This is a genomic window from Fodinicurvata halophila, assembly GCF_042651425.1.
Taxonomy (GTDB): Bacteria; Pseudomonadota; Alphaproteobacteria; order Kiloniellales; family DSM-21159; genus Fodinicurvata; species Fodinicurvata halophila.
Genome location: NZ_JBHSCW010000002.1, coordinates 52,085 through 66,581, shown reverse-complemented (window position 1 = coordinate 66,581; position 14,497 = coordinate 52,085). Strand labels below are relative to the sequence as shown.

13 protein-coding genes and 1 tRNA gene are annotated in these 14,497 nt (G+C 61.6%); 11 read left to right on the top strand and 3 right to left on the bottom strand.

The window, feature by feature from the left end:
• From ACFOW6_RS04115 to ACFOW6_RS04085, 7 genes are all read left to right on the top strand, one after another.
• Positions 1-1,575, top strand: a complete 1,575-nt coding sequence (locus tag ACFOW6_RS04115; protein ID WP_382421070.1) for an ABC transporter substrate-binding protein — start codon at positions 1-3, stop codon at positions 1,573-1,575.
• An 80-nt stretch (positions 1,576-1,655) separates the two neighbouring features.
• Positions 1,656-2,597, top strand: coding sequence for an ABC transporter permease (locus ACFOW6_RS04110; protein WP_382421069.1), 942 nt, complete (start codon positions 1,656-1,658; stop codon positions 2,595-2,597).
• Positions 2,594-3,487 carry an ABC transporter permease gene (locus ACFOW6_RS04105; RefSeq protein WP_382421068.1) on the top strand — a complete coding sequence of 298 codons (894 nt, stop codon included), beginning with the start codon at positions 2,594-2,596 and terminating at the stop codon, positions 3,485-3,487. The genes ACFOW6_RS04110 and ACFOW6_RS04105 overlap by 4 nt, the downstream gene beginning before the upstream one ends.
• On the top strand, positions 3,484-4,497 hold the full coding sequence (locus ACFOW6_RS04100; protein WP_382421067.1) for an ABC transporter ATP-binding protein: 1,014 nt from the start codon (positions 3,484-3,486) through the stop codon (positions 4,495-4,497). Before ACFOW6_RS04105 ends, ACFOW6_RS04100 begins: the two co-directional genes overlap by 4 nt.
• The gene (locus ACFOW6_RS04095) at positions 4,494-5,495 is read left to right on the top strand and encodes an ABC transporter ATP-binding protein (RefSeq protein ID WP_382421066.1); all 1,002 of its coding nucleotides are present in this window, start codon (positions 4,494-4,496) and stop codon (positions 5,493-5,495) included. The genes ACFOW6_RS04100 and ACFOW6_RS04095 overlap by 4 nt, the downstream gene beginning before the upstream one ends.
• A gap of 3 nt (positions 5,496-5,498) precedes the next feature.
• A complete protein-coding gene (locus ACFOW6_RS04090) occupies positions 5,499-6,836 on the top strand; it encodes an NAD(P)/FAD-dependent oxidoreductase (RefSeq protein WP_382421065.1) in 1,338 nt (445 codons plus the stop codon).
• A gap of 34 nt (positions 6,837-6,870) precedes the next feature.
• Positions 6,871-7,680: an IclR family transcriptional regulator gene (locus ACFOW6_RS04085; protein ID WP_382421064.1), complete on the top strand. Its 810-nt coding sequence runs from the start codon at positions 6,871-6,873 to the stop codon at positions 7,678-7,680.
• Between the two features lie 9 nt (positions 7,681-7,689).
• Here ACFOW6_RS04085 and ACFOW6_RS04080 read toward each other — a convergent pair.
• A tRNA-Thr gene (locus ACFOW6_RS04080) sits at positions 7,690-7,765 on the bottom strand.
• 295 nt (positions 7,766-8,060) lie between these two features.
• Between ACFOW6_RS04080 and phnD the strand changes: the two genes are divergently transcribed.
• The 4 genes from phnD to phnE (ACFOW6_RS04060) all read left to right on the top strand — a co-directional run bounded on the left by phnD (position 8,061) and on the right by phnE (ACFOW6_RS04060) (position 11,548).
• Complete coding sequence (phnD, locus tag ACFOW6_RS04075; protein ID WP_382421063.1) at positions 8,061-9,008, top strand: phosphate/phosphite/phosphonate ABC transporter substrate-binding protein; 948 nt, start codon at positions 8,061-8,063, stop codon at positions 9,006-9,008.
• Positions 9,009-9,087: 79 nt separating this feature from the next.
• Positions 9,088-9,927: a phosphonate ABC transporter ATP-binding protein gene (gene phnC / locus ACFOW6_RS04070; RefSeq protein ID WP_382421062.1), complete on the top strand. Its 840-nt coding sequence runs from the start codon at positions 9,088-9,090 to the stop codon at positions 9,925-9,927.
• Entirely contained in the window at positions 9,924-10,733 is an 810-nt protein-coding gene (gene phnE / locus ACFOW6_RS04065) for a phosphonate ABC transporter, permease protein PhnE (protein WP_382421061.1), read from the top strand. The genes phnC and phnE (ACFOW6_RS04065) overlap by 4 nt, the downstream gene beginning before the upstream one ends.
• Positions 10,733-11,548 (top strand): phosphonate ABC transporter, permease protein PhnE, encoded by an 816-nt coding sequence (phnE, locus tag ACFOW6_RS04060; RefSeq protein WP_382421060.1) that lies wholly within the window; start codon positions 10,733-10,735, stop codon positions 11,546-11,548. Before phnE (ACFOW6_RS04065) ends, phnE (ACFOW6_RS04060) begins: the two co-directional genes overlap by 1 nt.
• A gap of 43 nt (positions 11,549-11,591) precedes the next feature.
• Here phnE (ACFOW6_RS04060) and ACFOW6_RS04055 read toward each other — a convergent pair whose 3' ends face one another.
• On the bottom strand, positions 11,592-12,770 hold the full coding sequence (locus ACFOW6_RS04055; protein WP_382421059.1) for an osmoprotectant NAGGN system M42 family peptidase: 1,179 nt from the start codon (positions 12,768-12,770) through the stop codon (positions 11,592-11,594).
• Positions 12,771-12,786: 16 nt separating this feature from the next.
• The gene (ngg, locus tag ACFOW6_RS04050; protein WP_382421058.1) at positions 12,787-14,469 is read right to left on the bottom strand and encodes an N-acetylglutaminylglutamine synthetase; all 1,683 of its coding nucleotides are present in this window, start codon (positions 14,467-14,469) and stop codon (positions 12,787-12,789) included.
• Positions 14,470-14,497: the final 28 nt, after the last annotated feature.

Here is a 14,497-nt window from a genome sequence, read left to right as displayed (position 1 = left end):
ATGAAACTTTCTTCCAGATACATGAAGGCCGCATCCCTTGCGGCCATACTGGCGGCTGGTGTCGGCACCAGTCTGTCGGCCAATGCACAGGATGACGAGAAGGTCCTGCGGATCGGTATGGCAACTTCCGATGCAGGCCGTCTCGACCCACATGTCTCAACCGGTACGCCGGAGAAAGCGCTTTTTGGCTGGATGTTCAACGGCCTTGTCCGCATTCAGCCGGGAAAGGCCAACCCGGAGTTCATCGAACCTGACCTGGCTGAGAGCTGGGAAAGTTCCGAGGACGGACTGACATGGACCTTTAATCTGCGTGAAGGGGTTCAGTGTCATGGCGAGTATGGTGAGTTCACCGCCGAGGACGCGGTTTATTCTCTTCGTCGTGCCCAGGATCCGGATTTATCTGCCTTTGCATCCGACCTCGATGCTTTCGAAAGTGTAGAAGCTCTCGATGACTACACGCTTCAGATTGATCTGAATGAGCCCGTTCCCAGCCTTCTGGGCATGCTTATCAATGTCCATGCCGGCAACATGGTTTGCAAGGATGCCGCAGAGGAAATGGGGGAAGACTTCGCACTGAACCCGATCGGCACCGGCCCTTTCATGTTCTCGGACTACGCCGAACAGGAATCGGTCACATTGGTTGCGAACCCGGATTATTTCCGTGGCAAGCCCAAGATCGATCGTATTGACTACCGCTTCATTCCTGAGACTTCTTCGCGGGATCTGGCCTATGAGGCCGGCGAACTGGATATGGCTTACGGCAATTCCGATCAGAAGTGGTACAACAGGATGAACGAGTTGCCGGAGACCACGGTGGTCGCCATGGAGCCGGCAGAACTCTATACAATTCACCTCAATATGACCGAACCGCCTCTGGATGACCCGAAAGTGCGGCAAGCCGTCATGCATGCCATTCCGCGCGACCTGATGGTCGAGTTCCGCGGTGAAGAGGTCGTGCGGCCAGGTGTTTCGCCAGTGCCGCAGGGGTATCTCGGGCACATCAATCTGGATGACAAGTACAGCTACGACCCCGAACGTGCGCGTGAGCTGCTCGAGGAAGCCGGACATCCGGATGGAATTGAGTTGACGGCTATCCAGACCTCCCTGGGAACGATGCAGGAAGCCATGGAAATCATTCAGGGACAGCTTGCCGAGGCCGGGATCAATCTGGAACTCGATATTGTCGAGCACGCAACCTTCCACAGCCAGATTCGTGACGATCGCAGTCAGGTCGTTCTCTATGCTGCTGCCCGCTTTCCGATTGCCGATGTCTACCTGACACAGTTCTATCATTCGGACAGCATTGTCGGGCGTGAAGGGGCTGTTACCAACTTCTCCCATTGTGACGTTGCTGACGAACAGATCGAACAGGCTCGGGTTGAAACTGATCCAGATCGGCAGATCGAGCTTTGGCAGGAAGCACAGGAACTGATTGCGGATGAAGTCTGCTCGGTTCCTGTCTACGAAGCCTTGCAGATGTGGGTCATCAACGATCGCGTGGATCTTGGATACGAAGATCTTGAGGGGTCCCTCAGTCTTGGTCCTGCCCTGACTGAAAACAGTCAGGTCAACTAAGCTCTAGGTATCCAGATTGACAGAACCCGGGCACCTGCACTTACAGGCAGGTGCCCGGGCTGTTCTGGAGGATTCCAAACATGCTTCGCTACGTTACGATCAAGCTATCCTATGCAATGGTCACTCTGTTTTCAGTGATGTTGCTCGTGTTCATGCTTGCCAGGGTTATCCCCGGAGACCCGGCCCAGTTGATGTTGGGCGATCAGGCGAGCCAGAGTGCCATTGACGCATTGCGTGAGCGATTGGGCCTGGATCAGCCCCTCTATCTTCAGTTTCTGGATTTCCTGACGGGTTTGACCCAAGGGGACTGGGGAACATCGCTTTATACGCGTGAACCTGTGCTGAACTCCATACTTGAGGTGTTACCCTACACCCTTGAACTCACGGCCGCTTCCCTCTTGTTTGGTGCCGTTGTGGGGATTCCCTTTGGTATTTGGGCGGCGCTTCACCGGAATCGATTCATAGACTATGCGACGCGCATCGGCTCCTTGCTGGGGCTGTCCTTTCCGGCCTTCGTATCGGGGATCATGCTTCTACTGGTATTCGGGATCTGGCTCGGTTGGTTCCCTGTGCTGAGCACGGCGCGCGGTGGCAGTTTCGAGGATCGCCTGCTCAGTCTTGCTCTTCCCACCGTGAACCTTGGTATCTTGATGGCTGCTTACATCGCGCGCATGACGCGCTCTTCGATGCTTGCAGTCCTGGGTGAGGATTATGTCCAGACAGCCCGGGCAAAGGGGGTCGCACGGCATCTGATCATCAGGCGCCATGCCTTGCGCAACGCCATAATACCGGTTGTCACGGTGATCGGCCTGTACGTGGGAATCCTGATTGGAAATTCCGTACTGACAGAGATCGTCTTCAATCGCCCGGGGATCGGCAAGTTGATCGTCGGTTCGATGAATCAGCGGGACTATCCGATGCTCCAAGGCTTGATGGTGCTCTATACCCTGCTCGTCATTCTGGTGAACCTGGCGACTGACCTGATTTACGGACTGCTTGATCCAAGGGTGAAATACCAATGAGTTCAATGCCCTACAATCCGGCGACGAGCCGCGCGGCACGCCTGCGACACACCGCCAACAGTGCGCTTGGGGCTATCGTGGGAAATACCAATTCCCTGATTGGAATGAGCGTATTCCTTTTGATCGTGATTGCGGCACTGCTGGCACCGATCTTTGCAACTCATGATCCGGTACAACAGAACATCCTCTTTCGCCTGCAAGGGCCATCGGGGGAGCACTGGATGGGAACAGATGCGGCCGGCCGTGACATCTATTCACGGATTCTCTACGGGGCACGCATCTCGCTGATCATCGGACTGGTTTCCGTTGGACTGGCCATGATTGTCGGAACCGCCATGGGCGTTCTGGCGGGTTACTATGGAGGAAAGATCGATCAGCTCGTGACACAGATAACGGACGTGCTGCTGGCCTTTCCCTCCCTGATCCTGGGTCTCATGATCGTTGCCATTTTGGGCCCAACCATGCCGAACCTGATTGTTGCGATCGCGCTGACCACGGTACCGCAGTTCGCGCGCGTCGCGCGGGCGCCCACGCTTTCACTGCGTGAACGGGATTTCATCCAGGCAGGCCGCGCGCTTGGATACTCGGACCTGCGCATCATGTATCGCCATGTCTTGCCTAATATCTTTCCCGAAGTCCTGGTGATGGGGTCTTTGTGGTTGGCCACGGCCATTCGTGTCGAAGCCTCACTGGCGTTCATCGGCCTGGGTGTGCGTCCCCCTACGCCGACCTGGGGCGGCATGATCAGGGACGGTTTCAAGAACATCCTGGATTCTCCATGGCTCGCGATTTTCCCAAGCCTGGCAATCCTGATCCTCGTGTTTGCATTGAACATGCTGGGCGACGGATTGCGTGACACTGTGGATCCCCGGCTGAAGGGTGAGAAATGATGCTTGAAAGTGCAGAAACCACTTCAAGGGAAACCCTCCTGCAAGTCGACGACTTGCGCATTGAGTTTCGCATCGGAGGGAAATGGCGGGCGGCGACCCGGAACATTGATTTCGAGCTCAAAGCTGATGAAACCTTGGCCCTGGTTGGTGAGTCCGGCTGCGGGAAGTCCATCACCTGCCGATCAATTCTTGGCCTGGTGGATGGGCCGGGGGCGCGCACAAAGGGGTCCATCAAGTTCAAGGGCCAGGAACTGGTTGGGCTGCCGGACAGGAAGTTCCAGCATATCCGCGGCCAGGATGTTGCGATGATCTTTCAGGAACCACAGACCGCACTCAACCCGGTCATGAGGGTGGGAGACCAGATTTCCGAGGCCATCACCAGTCACATGCAGGTCTCTAGCGCCGAGGCGCGGCGCAGGACATTGGAACTGATGGAGTCCGTGAGGATACCAGCCCCCGAGCAGCGCTATCGAGCCTATCCCCATCAGTTTAGCGGCGGTATGCGCCAGCGCGTTGTCATTGCAATGGCTTTGGCCTGTCAGCCCAGCGTCCTCTTGGCCGACGAGCCGACAACGGCCCTGGATGTGACGATCCAGGCCCAGGTTCTCTCGGAATTGCGGGAACTTAGAGAGCGCAACCAGATGTCCGTCATCTTCATTACCCACAGTATGGGCGTCGTGGCGGCGGTCGCGGATCGGGTGGCTGTCATGTATGCGGGTGAAGTGGTGGAGATTGCGCAGGTGGCAACGATCTTCGAGGAACCGCGCCACCCTTATACCCAGGCCCTGCTTCACAGCATTCCCTCTGTGGAGAGCGACAAGGAAGAACTCCAGGTCATTCCGGGACAGGTGCCCTCCATTGCCAACTTTCCGGAAGCCTGCCGTTTTGCAGATCGATGTCCCCATGTGATGCCCCGTTGCCGCCAGGAGGCACCACCCCGCTTCCAGGTTGGCTCCACAGAGGTGCGTTGCTGGCTCTACGATGTCGATACAGTGGAGGCGGGGCAATGAGTGAGCCAGCAATCCTGAAGGTCAGCCAGTTGCGGAAGGCCTTTGACAGTCGAAGCGGCTTCCTGGGGCGCAAGGCCAAGCTGCATGCCCTGGATGGTATCTCCTTCGAGGTGCAGGCTGGAGAGGCCTATGGTCTTGTCGGGGAGTCAGGTTGTGGGAAGTCGACAGCTGGGCGTGCGCTCCTGCGCCTGATCGAACCCGATTCCGGCGAGGTCGAGTTCAAGGGCCAGTCCGTAATCTCCGCATCGAAGCGACGCCTGCGTGAATTGAGGCGGCATATACAGATGATCTTCCAGGATCCCTATGCATCGCTCAATCCGAAACAGCTGGTCGGCGACCTGCTGGCGGAGCCTCTTAAGGTTCACAGGATTGTGTCCGATGCCGAGATTCCCGAACGTGTCGCAAGCCTCCTCACAAGCGTTGGCCTGCCAATCGAAGCGGCAACGAAGTTCCCGCATGAGTTCAGTGGTGGGCAGAGGCAGCGTATCGGTATCGCACGTGCCCTGGCCCTGGAACCCGAGTTCATCGTCGCCGACGAAGCGGTTTCCGCACTGGATGTTTCCATCCAGGCGCAAATTCTGCTTTTGCTCCAGAAGCTGCAGGCCGAACGCAATCTCAGCTTCCTGTTCATTACCCATGACCTGGGCGTCCTGCGCTACTTCTGCCAACGCGGCAGCGTCATGTATCTGGGGCGCCTGGTGGAGAGCGGCCCGACCCGGGACATGCTGGACCGACCGCTGCACCCCTATACCCAGATGTTGAGGGAAGCTTCTCCCTCACCCGATCCCAAAACGGCGCGGGCCACGGTCAAGGTTGCCGGAGAGGTGCCATCTCCGCTCGACCCACCCAAGGGATGCCATTTCCACCCACGCTGCCCGAAGGCAATGCCGCATTGCCGCGAAGTCTATCCCGAAATGCGAGAGGTGGAACCCGGTCGGCACGTTGCCTGTCACCTGCATGATCCTTCAGTGATGGGTGAACAGATGGAGGGGAACTGAGGCATGGGTGCGGATGATTTGGGGCACATTCCTTGGGAGCAGGAAGATTGCATATGGTGGCGCTCTGCTTCCACAGGGCCGGACCTCCAGCCCCTGCAAGAAACAGTTACTTGTGAAGTTGCCATTGTTGGCGGTGGTTATACTGGACTGAGTACGGCGATCGACCTAGCGCGCACAGGTGTTGAGTGTGTCGTGCTGGAAGCCAGGCATATCGGGTTCGGAGCTTCAGGCCGCAATGCCGGGCATTGTACACCAACCTTTCACCTCACCTCGCCCGATAAACTCAGAAAGCGATTGGGAAAGGCAAAGGCGGATCAGTTGACGCACCTGCAGGTATCCGGGGCGGAACGGGTCTTCTCTTTGATTGAGCGTTACCAGATATCCTGTGAAGCAAAGCGCAACGGCTATCTGCGCATCGCTCATGGCCCCCACCGACTTTCGGAGCTATCGGAGAAAAAGGAACTCTACGTGTCCTTGGGCCTGGAAGGCGAGATTCTTGACGCGGCTGCAGCACGGGAACTGTCGGGATCGCCACGAGCACATGGCGGCTGGCTTCTGAAAGGTGCAGGACACCTGAACCCCACTGCCTATGCACGGGGGTTGGCGCGTGCGGCCCTTCAGGAAGGTGCGCAACTCTTTCAGGACTCGCCTATTACAAATCTTGCGCGCCAGGCCGAAGGTTGGAAACTGCAGACACCGAATGGGGGTGTCGTTGCACGAAAAGTCCTTCTGGCAACGGGAGCCTATGCCGTAGGGCCTGCCAAAGAGTTGTTGCAGGGCGCAACCTATCCCGTTCCGATCATGGGCTTTGCGAGCGCCCCGCTGCCTGCGGAAACGCGGCACACCGTTCTTCCAGGGGATCAGACTCTCGTTGATACGCACAAGGATCCGATCCTCTACAAGTGGACAGACGATAACAGGCTGGTCACGACAGCCTACCCAAAGGGACGTATCGGCCGCGACCCAGAGGTGACAGCAAGGTGGCTGGAGGAGCGTACCAGTTGGCTGTTCCCGCAGATTGAGTCGATCCGGTTCCAGCATCCCTGGTCGGGCCGGCTGGATGCCCAGCCCTTGACCTTGCCGCAGATCCATTGGCTGGACGAGGACTTATGGGCCTGTATCGGGTTTTCAGGGCGAGGGGTGCCCACTGCAAGCGCTGCCGGGGTGGAGCTGGCGCGCCTGTTGACCGGAACTCCGGCGGATGACATTGCCCTGCCGGTACGCAAGGGGGTGAACCGCTTCTCCGGGCGGCTTGCGTCCCTGCACGCCGCCTTCATGACCTGGAACCGGACGAAAGACTGGCTTGCGGATCGCCTGCACGGAGGCGAGACTTTCGGGTGAGTTCATAGGGCCGGAAACTGTAGGGGCAAATCAGGTGTCTGTTCAGGTAATAGAGCGGGCCGTCGCGGTACTTGATACCGTGGCCGCGGCCGAGGGGGCTCCCTGTCGCTTGCGCGAGATTGTTGCGCGGACCGGCCTGAACAGGGCGACGGCCTATCGCATCGTGCGCACCCTGGTGGATCAGGGCCTTTTGGCCATGGGCGAAGACAAGCGCAGCTATTATCTGGGACTTACCTTCCTTACATGGGGCGCGACAGCCAGCAACCGCTCTCATCTGAGAGAGCTGGCCCGACCGAGCCTGCTCCGTCTTGCAGGCCAGTTTGGCGACAGTTTCTTCCTATTCGTTCCGGATGGATATGACGTGGTCTGTATTGAGATATGTGACGGCGACTACCCGGTGCGAAGCTATACCCGCGGTATTGGGGGAAGAGTGCCATTGGGACTTGGCCAAGCCTCTATTGCCATTCTGGCCCACATGAGTAGGGCGGAACAGGACGAGATTATCTCACATAATCTCCCCATCCTGGAAAAGGAATACGGGATAGAGCGAGAACGATTGCTGACCGAGTTGCAGCAGGTCTCCGAGAGCGGTTTTGCACGCGGAACCGGCAGTCGCGTGCTTCCGGAGTATACAGGCCTGGGTGTTGCCGTGCGTGATCGCAACGATCACCCTGTGGCCGCCATCAGCTGCTGCGTCCTGACCAGTCGGCTGTCGGAAAACAAACGCGAATTGATGAAGTCAAAGCTGGCGGAAGAGGCGATGGTTATCATGCGAGGGGTCAACCCACTTGACCCCATGGTCGGGCGGGCCTCAGTCAATTTTCTCAGTAATGCGTTGAGCTGAAAGAAAAAATGGTGCCGGCTGCAGGAGTCGAACCCGCGACCTACTGATTACAAATCAGTTGCTCTACCAACTGAGCTAAGCCGGCCACCTTGTCCTGGCGCCCTGGATGCCGGGTGCCATTCCTCTTGGCGTTACAACTGCGTGATCCGGGCGCGTCTGTCAATTCTCTTGGCGCCGTTTTTTGCCCGGTTCCGGCAATCCCTGTCATTTGTTCGCCGCACAATTGCAATGCTGCCTGCCTGCAAGCGTAAAGTGACAGCGACATCATTTGCCTTTATATTAGTTTCACATCGCCATCACGAAAGCTTAACACAGGGCGACCATAAGCGGGATGTCTGACACTCGGTTCCACTGATTTTTCATAACTCGAGGAGGCAATAATGAAAACGCTTCTGGCCGCGTCCGTGTTCGCGGTATTGTTTGCTGCACCCGCCTATGCCGACTTCAACCTCGACAGCCGCTATTCCGACGAGGATGGCGACCTGGTTGCCGACATCCCCACAAACGAAGACGAACTGGTCGATCCCGACACCCTGATCTTCACCTATACCCCGGTGGAAGACCCGGCCGTCTACGAGGATGTCTGGCAGGGCTTCATGGAGCACATGTCCGAGGTGACAGGCAAGGAGGTGGAGTTCTTCCCCGTCCAGTCCAACGCCGCCCAGCTGGAAGCCATGCGCGCCGGGCGCCTGCATGTCGCCGGCTTCAACACCGGCTCCAACCCCATCGCGGTGGCCTGCGCCGGTTTCCGGCCCTTTGCCATGATGGCCGCCGAGGATGGCTCGTACGGCTACGAGATGGAGATCATCGTGCCGGCCGACTCCGAGGCCCAGGAGATCGAGGACCTGCGCGGCGGCGAGATCACCTTCACCCAGGAAACCTCCAATTCCGGCTTCAAGGCGCCCTCTGCCATCCTGAAGGGGGAATTCGGCATGGAGGCCGGCGAGGATTTCGAGGCCGGGTTCTCGGGCTCCCACGACACCTCGGTCCTGGGCGTGGCCAACGGCGACTACGAGGCAGCGTCCATCGCCAATTCCGTCATGAAACGCATGATCGAGCGCGAGGTCATCTCCGCCGACCAGGTGCGCACGATCTATCAGTCCCAGACCTTCCCGACCACGGGCTATGGCACCGTCTACAACCTGACGCCGGAGTTGCAGGACAATATCCGCGAGGCCTTCTTCTCCTTCCCCTGGGAAGGCTCGGCCCTGGAGGAAGAGTTCAAGAAATCCGGTGAAGCCCAGTTCATCGAGATCTCCTTCAAGAAGGACTGGGCGGTGATCCGCCAGATCGACGACGCGAACGAGGTGTCCTACACCTGCAGCTGATCCGGTCCCGGAACGGATCCGGCGGGGGCCGCCACGGCGCGGCTCCCGCCCACGGGATCGAGGAGAGTGAGGAGTTGCAATGCTGTCGATCGAGGCGCTGACCAAGCGCTACAAGACCGGGGATCTCGCGCTCAAGGAGGTGTCCTTCTCCATCGAGCGCGGACAGGTCGTGGGCCTGATCGGTCCCTCCGGGGCCGGCAAGTCGACGCTGATCCGCTGCATCAACCGCCTGGTCGAGCCGACGGCGGGGGCAATCCGGCTCTCCGACGTGGATATCTCGAAGCTGGGCCGTACACAGCTGAAGACGATGCGCCGGCGCATCGGCATGATCTACCAGGAATACGCCCTGGTGGAACGCCTGACCGTCATGGAGAACGTGCTGTCGGGGCGCCTGGGCTATGTGTCCTTCTGGCGCTCGCTGGCCCGGCGCTATGCCCAGAAGGACGTGGACAAGGCCTTCGGGCTGCTCGAGCGGGTCGGGCTGTCGGACCACGTGGACAAGCGGGCGGACGAGCTGTCCGGCGGGCAGCGCCAGCGCGTCGGCATCGCCCGGGCCCTGGAGCAGGATCCGGAACTGCTGCTGGTGGACGAGCCCACCGCCTCGCTGGACCCCAAGACCTCGCGCCAGATCATGCGCCTGATCTGCGAGATCTGTCGCGAGCGTGACCTGCCCGCCATCATCAACATCCACGATGTCATGCTGGCCCAGATGTTCGTCGACCGGGTCATCGGCCTGACCGCGGGCGAGGTGGTGTTCGACGGTCCGCCTGCCGAGCTGGATCATGCGGCGCTGACCCGGATCTACGGCGAGGAGGACTGGCGCGAGATGCGCAAGGCCGCCGACGAGGCGGCGCAAGATGCGTCCGACGCGGCCGCATTCAAGGCCGCCGAGGAAGAACGCATGGCGGGCACGGTATGAGCGAGGCCCAGGCGGTTTCCCGGCGCTGGCGCCGGCCGCCCGTCCTGATCCGCAACGATTTCTGGCGCCGGCTCGTCTACAGCGGCGCGCTGCTCTATCTGCTGCTGGCTGTCGGTACGCTGGAGGTGGACTGGCAGCGCCTCTATGAGGGGCTCGAGCGGGGCGGCCGCTTCCTGCAGGGGTTCCTGACACCGGATTTCACGAGCCGCTTCGACCAGATCCAGCGCGGCATGGTGGAAAGCGTCACCATGACCGTCTGTTCGACCATTGTGGGAATCCTGATCTCCGTGCCCATCGGCCTGGGCGCCGCACGCAACATCGCGCCGCTGCCGGTCTATCTCGTCTGTCGCGCCATCATCGCCGTTTCGCGCGCCTTCCAGGAAATCATCATCGCGATCCTCTTCGTGGCAATGTTCGGCTTCGGCGCCTTCGCCGGCTTCGTCACGCTGTCGTTCGCCACCATCGGATTCCTCGCCAAGCTGTTGGCCGACGACATCGAGGAGATCGATCCGCGCCAGGCCGAGGCGGTGCGCGGCACCGGCGCCGGCTGGTGGCAGGTCGTGAACTACGGAGTGCAGCCCCAGGTCATGCCTCGGCTGATCGGCCTCTCGCTCTATCGCTTCGACATCAACTTCCGGGAATCGGCCGTGATCGGCATCGTCGGCGCCGGCGGGATCGGCGCGACGCTCAACACGGCGATGGATCGCTATGACTACAGCACCGCCAGCGCCATCCTGATCCTGATCATCCTCTTCGTCATGCTGGCCGAATACAGCTCCGGCTATATCCGGAAGTGGATCCAGTAATGCCGGTCTTGCAAGGTGAACAGGGCCCCGTCTGGCGCCACCGTACGACGAAAGCCCAGTGGCTCGGCTGGCTGGGCTGGCTGCTCGCCGCCATGGTTTTCGTGGCCTGCTGGCAGATCATGACGGTCGATACGAAATGGTTCTTTGTCGAGGACGCGCCCAAGCAGGCGGCGGATCTGTTCTCGCGCGCCTGGCCGCCCAAATGGTCCTATGTCAACACGCTCTGGGGGGCGCTCTGGGACACCATCAACATCGCCACGCTGGGCACCCTGATCGGTGTCATCATGGCCGTGCCGGTGGCTTTCCTGGCCGCCCGCAACACCACGCCGAGCCATCTGGTGCTGCGCCCGTTCGCGCTGTTCGTGATCGTCGCCTCGCGCTCAATCAACTCGCTGATCTGGGCGCTGTTGCTGGTCGCGATCCTCGGCCCCGGCATCCTGGCCGGCATCATCGCCATTGCGCTGCGCTCCATCGGCTTCGTCGGCAAGCTGCTCTATGAAGCGATCGAGGAGATCGACGAAAGCCAGGTCGAGGCCGTGCAGGCCACCGGAGCCAGCCGGGCGCAGGTCATCGACTACGGGATCGTGCCCCAGATCCTGCCGGCCTTTGCCGGGATCAGCGTGTTCCGCTGGGACATCAACATCCGGGAATCGACGATCCTGGGACTCGTCGGGGCGGGCGGCATCGGCCTGCAGCTGCAGAGCTCGCTGAACGTGCTGGCCTGGTCCCAGGTCACGGTGATCTTCGTCCTGATCCTGGCGACCGTGATCTTCTCGGAATGGGTCTCTTCCACGGTGCGCAAGAACATCATCTGAGGCCCGGCCCGCTTCGGCCCGGAGTGCCGTCGGATGGCGGAGGCTACTCCGCCGCCTCCGGATCGTGGTGCTCGGTGTCGGGATGCTCCGTGGCCTCCTCCACCGGCTGCAGGGGGAAGCCCTTGGCCGGGCCCAGCGGCTTGCTGTCGCGGGCGATGACGGCCGGGCTCTGCATGTAGGCGGTCAGCAGTTCCGCCACACCCTGCAGGGCCTTCAGGTGCGTGCGCTCGTAGCCGTGCGTGGAATCGGTGCCGAAGCAGACCACGGCGGTGCGCAGATCGTTGCCGGCTTCCAGCGCTGCCGCCGCGTCGCAGCGGTAGTGGCGGAAGATATCGCGCACGTGGCGGATTTCGTTCTCGCGCGCCAGCTCCAGCATGCGCTGGGTCAGGTGCCAGTCGAAGGGCCCCGAGGAATCCTTGATGCCGATGGTGACACAGCTCTCGATACTCTCCTGGCCGGGGGCCTGGGGGGCGGTGTCGATGGCGACCATCTCGGCCACGTCCTGGTGCAGCACGGCCGAGGCGCCGACACCGACCTCTTCGGAGATGGTGAACAGCGGATGGCAGTCCAGCGGCAGGCGCACATCGGATTCCGTGATCGCCTTCACGGCGGCCAGCAGGCAGGCCACGCCTGCCTTGTCGTCCAGGTGGCGGGCGTCCACGAAGCCCGCCGGTGTGATGCGCGGCAGGCTGTCGATGCCCACGAAGTCGCCCACGGCAACGCCCAGTTCCTCCAGGCCGGCGCGGTCATAGACGATCTCGTCCAGACGCAGCTCGACGTGATCCCAGTCCACCGGCTGGCTGTCGACTTCCTCATTGAAGGTGTGCCCCGCCGCCTTGAGCGGCAGGATCGTGCCGGTGCGTGCGCCCTGGTCGGTGAAGACCGTGACGCGGGCGCCTTCGGCGAAGCGGCTGGACCAGGTGCCGATGGCCACCAGGCTGAGCCGGCCGTTGTCCTTCAGGCCCTGGACCATGGCGCCGATGGTGTCCACGTGCGCCACGACGGCACGGTCGGGAGCACGGCGGCTGCCCTGGATGTTGCCGCGGATGGCACCGCGCCGGGTCAGTTCGTGCTCGATGCCCAGGGCGTCCAGTTCGTTGCAGACCATGTGCACGACCTGGTCGGTGTAGCCGGCGGGGGAGTGCGTTTCCAGCAGGCGGACCATCACGTCCTGCAGATAGTCCATATCCACGGGAAGCGCCTTCGGGCTCGGACTGGCCATGACTCAGGCTCTCCTTTCAGGCGGCAAGGTGGGGAAACAGGAGGTCGATGAACTTCTGGGCGGTCGGCGCGGGCTCGTGATTGGCCAGCCCGGGCCGTTCGTTGGCTTCGATAATGACATAGTCCGACTCCTCAGGGGAAGGGACGAGGAAGTCAAGACCGACCACGGGAATCTCTATGGCACGCGCGGCCTCGACGGCGGCCGCGGCCAGGTGGGGGTGCAGGGATTCGGTGACGTCGTGAATGGTGCCGCCGGTGTGCAGGTTGGCGGCCTTGCGCACCGTCAGCGTCTCGCCGGCGGGCAGGATGTCGGACATGGAATAGCCGGCTGCCTCGACGCAGCGCTCGGTCTCGGCGTCCATGGGAATACTGCTCTCGCCGCCAGTCGCCGCCGAGCGGCGGCGGCTCTGGGCCTCGATCAGCTCGGCGATGCTATGCTTGCCGCTGCCGTAGATTTCGGCGGGCCGGCGCACGGCGGCGGCCACCACTTCATAGTTGATGACGATGACGCGCAGGTCGTCGCCCTGGACGAAATTCTCCAGCAGGACCACGTCGCAGTGCTGGCGGGCCTCGGCCACGGCGGCCTCCACCTCATCGGGCGTGCGCAGGTCCACGGCCACGCCGTGACCCTGTTCGCCGCGCAGGGGCTTCACCACCACGCGCTTGTGTGTTTCCAGGAAGTGGGCGTTCTCCTGGGGCGTGCCGGCGCGCATCTGCTCGGGCACGGACAGACCGGCCTGGCGCAGCAGGCGCTGGGTGACCGCCTTGTCGTCGCAGCGGCTCATGGCGATCGCCGTGGTCATTTCCGACAGGGATTCACGGCAGACGATGGAGCGCCCGCCGTGGGTCAGGCGGAAGAAGCCGCCCTCGGCATCCAGGACCTCCACGGCGATGCCGCGCCGGCGCGCCTCGTCGACGATCAGGCGGGCATAGGGGTTCAGGTCCTGTTCGGGGGCGGGTCCGATATAGAGCTTCTCGTTGATGGAGTTGCGCGTCTTCAGGGCGAACAGGGGAACGGCATAGAAGCCCAGCTTCTCGTAGAGCGCGATGGCCTCCTCGTTGCTGTAGAGCACCGAGAGGTCCATGTAGGTGCGGCCGCGCTGGCGCAGGCGCTGGGCCAGCTCCGCCACCAGGGCGACGCCGATGCCGGGATAATGGGCCTGGGCATCCACGGCCAGGCACCAGAGGCTGGAGCCGTTGTCGCGGTCGCCGAAGATCTCGACATGGTCCAGGCCCGTCACCGTTCCCAGGACCTCGCCCGAGGTCGTGTCCCGGGCCACCAGGTGCAGGTAGCGCGGGTCGTCGCGGCAGGCCAGCAGGAACTCCTCATCCACGCTGACCATGCCCCAGTGCATGTAGCAGGTGTTCACCGCCTCGGCGTCCTCACGGCTTTCCAGGCGCGAAACGGTGAAGGCCGGGTGGGTCTGCCGCTCCGGCGTCTCCTCCAGGTCCAGGCGATAGGTGTGCGAGGGGTCCAGGAAGACCTGCTGCGGGCGCAGGCTGAGCAGGACGTGCGGATCGGTGACATAAAAGGCGATGTCGCGGCGGCCTTCCTGTTCCTCCAGCAGGGTGTCCAGCAGCAGATCGCCGTCCTCGAAGGTCTGGGCGAACAGCAGGCGCCCCCAGCCGCAGTCGAGAACGACGTTCTCGGCCGCCTCCTGGTCCTTGTCTCCGGCTGTCGGGTTCGACGAGGTCCGCATGGGCCTTACCTCACTGCGCCTGGCGTGC